The organism is Mycobacterium sp. TH-M82 (assembly GCF_057473605.1).
This window is the reverse complement of record NZ_JBYCKY010000757.1, coordinates 1-2,375: the sequence shown is the minus strand read 5'-3', so window position 1 is coordinate 2,375 and position 2,375 is coordinate 1. Positions and strand designations below refer to the sequence as shown.

At 62.9% G+C, this 2,375-nt stretch carries 3 protein-coding genes; all 3 read left to right on the top strand.

Translation table 11 applies throughout. The features are described from left to right. Positions 1-194 (top strand): hypothetical protein (locus AC2VON_RS22495; RefSeq protein ID WP_486954847.1); only part of this gene is annotated, 194 nt, incomplete at its 5' end. An 80-nt stretch (positions 195-274) separates the two neighbouring features. Beyond that, positions 275-778, top strand: a complete 504-nt coding sequence (locus AC2VON_RS22490) for a hypothetical protein (RefSeq protein WP_486954851.1) — start codon at positions 275-277, stop codon at positions 776-778. 172 nt (positions 779-950) lie between these two features. Then, positions 951-1,856, top strand: a complete 906-nt coding sequence (locus AC2VON_RS22485) for a phage major capsid protein (protein WP_486954850.1) — start codon at positions 951-953, stop codon at positions 1,854-1,856. Positions 1,857-2,375: the final 519 nt, after the last annotated feature.

The following is a 2,375-nucleotide window of genomic DNA, read 5'->3' as shown; positions in this document are numbered from 1 at the left end:
AGGTTGGCGTCGCTATCGGGAAGCAACTGCCGCCGAGCGGCAAGCGCGGCGGGAACATGCGGGGCGATAGCGTCACGTGGTTTATGCCGTGGGAGCTAAAGGTTGTAGGTAGGACCGACGCCTCTGAGAGGCCGCTGGACGGCCTCAATCCCCTATCGCGGATAGATGGCACCAGGGAGCTTCTAAATGCCTGAGAGCGTCACCGAGGCTATCGCCAGAATCGCCGCCAGGATTGCGGCGCTAACCATCCGAACCGAACGATTGGAAGCTGAACATGCCCGATGAAATTAACACCACCGAGACCGTTCCCGCCGCTAGTCAGTCGGAGACTGACGACGCCGAGCGCAGCACCTCCGGTGCAAGCGCCGACGCTACTGCCGCCGTTACCGATGCCGACGCCGATGCCGGCGAGACGCAAGAGCCGCGTCAGAACCGCGAGGCGAGGTATCGGGTCGAACGCAACGAGGCCAGGACCGCGCTAGAGGCCGCCAACGCACGGATCGAAGCGATGCAGCGGGCCGAGGTCGAAAGACTCGCCGGGGAACTGGCGGCACCCACCGACCTGTTCGCGGTCGGTGGTGCCCAGCTTGCCGACTTGCTGGACGAGGCGGGCAACGTGGACGACGCTGCTGTTGCCGACGCGGTGGCCGCGCTGCTCGCCGACCGGCCCGGCCTGGCGCGCGTGAAGCGTGATCGGCTGGTCGACCTGTCGCAAGGCACGGTCAACCGGCACCAGCCCGACCGGCTGTCATGGGCGGACCTGCTCCGCACCCGCTAGGCGGGTATAGCCCGCCGACGCCTAAGCGCAGCACCGCCGGTGCAAGCGCCTACGGCTAGAGACTTGCCCCCGCCTGCCCGTCCGTGACGGGCCTGCACAGGGCACTACCAGCGGCAGCGCCGCATCCCTACATCCGCGATGCAGGGCTAACCATTTCATCCACCGGCCCGGCGTGCATGCCGGGCCGTTCCCATCCCAGGAGAAACAAATGAGCGTTACCGACGCTAGCCTGCAGAAGGCATACAAGCCCGAGGCGTACGGGAAACTTGTCGATACGGTGATCGAGTCGAACGCGGTTGCGTTTAACCCGGCTGTCGCCACCGTTCTGGACATTCCCGGTGAATCTATCCGTATTCCGCTGCTAACCGGGGACGTCACGTCAGGCTGGTATTCGGAGCTATCCCCGATTACTGCGTCCGACCCTGTGACCGACGAGATTGTTGTCACGCCGAAAGCAACGAAAGCCTACACGGTTATCTCGAACGAGTCCGCGATGGACACTAACCCGAAGATCGCTAACGTTATCGGCAATTCTATCGGCCGGTCGTTGTCCAAGCAGATCGACGCGGCGTTCTTTTCGCTGACCGCGATCACCGACGGGCCGCAACTGCCTATCGGGGTTACCAGCTACAGCTACGTTGACGTGGCGGTTGCTTCGGCGACGTTCGATCACATCATGGACGCGGTGAAATTGTCGAAAGACAACGGTGCCGACCCGACCGCTGTGGTTATCAACCCGGCGGTCGAGGTGCAGTGGCGCAAGATCAAGACGGCCAGCGGCGCGGCCTCGTATTTGGTGCAGGACCAGATGCTGGCCGCCGAGGACCGCCGTGCCGGATACGCGGGATTCACCATCTCCGGTCTGCCGGTTTACGTGTCGCGGGCGGTTGACGCTTTGACCGCCGCGTGGGTTATCGACGCGGCCCAGGTGTTCACCGTGCGGCGGCTCGGAACGACCATCGAGTCCGACCGTAGCGCGGCGTTCCAGTCTGACGGGACCGCTATCCGAGGTGTCGCGCGGGTTGACTTCGGCGTGACTAACCCGGCTGGTGTCGTGCGGGTGTTCGACCACGCGTAACTGATTCACAGCGGCAGGGGCCCGCGTCCTTACCGGCGCGGGCCTTTGTCGTCCCAGCAGGAAGGAAGCAATTCTTGGCACAACACCGGAGACGAAACCCCAGGACACCCGGGCAGTGGATCGAGTGCCGGCATCGGGACATCGAGATTATGCGCCGGGCACTAGGGGGCCTACCACAGCTCGACCAAATGACCGCACAGCTTGATCTAATCGCCGACTCGATAGAACACCACACCGATCTGTACCGAGCAGTTCATGACGCGGTTATCGAGGTCGGGATTATGACACAGCGTGAATGGGCCGCGATGCTAAGCCCAACGAATGAACAAGGAAATGACAATCATGGATAACGTTTACCCGATAAGACCGCCGGCGCCGCTAGGGCATCGGAGATGCCCGACGCCGAGCGCAGCACCTCCGGTGCAAGCGCCGCTATTCGAGGAATTGCATCCGCATTGGCAGCGGGCGATTCAAAAACTAGGGCTGGACAACAAAACACTACGGACGCGGTTAAAGCTG

Bases quoted from the DNA above. Each gene is read 5' to 3' on its own strand.
- AC2VON_RS22490 (WP_486954851.1), top strand. From the start codon at position 275: ATGCCCGATGAAATTAACACCACCGAGACCGTTCCCGCCGCTAGTCAG.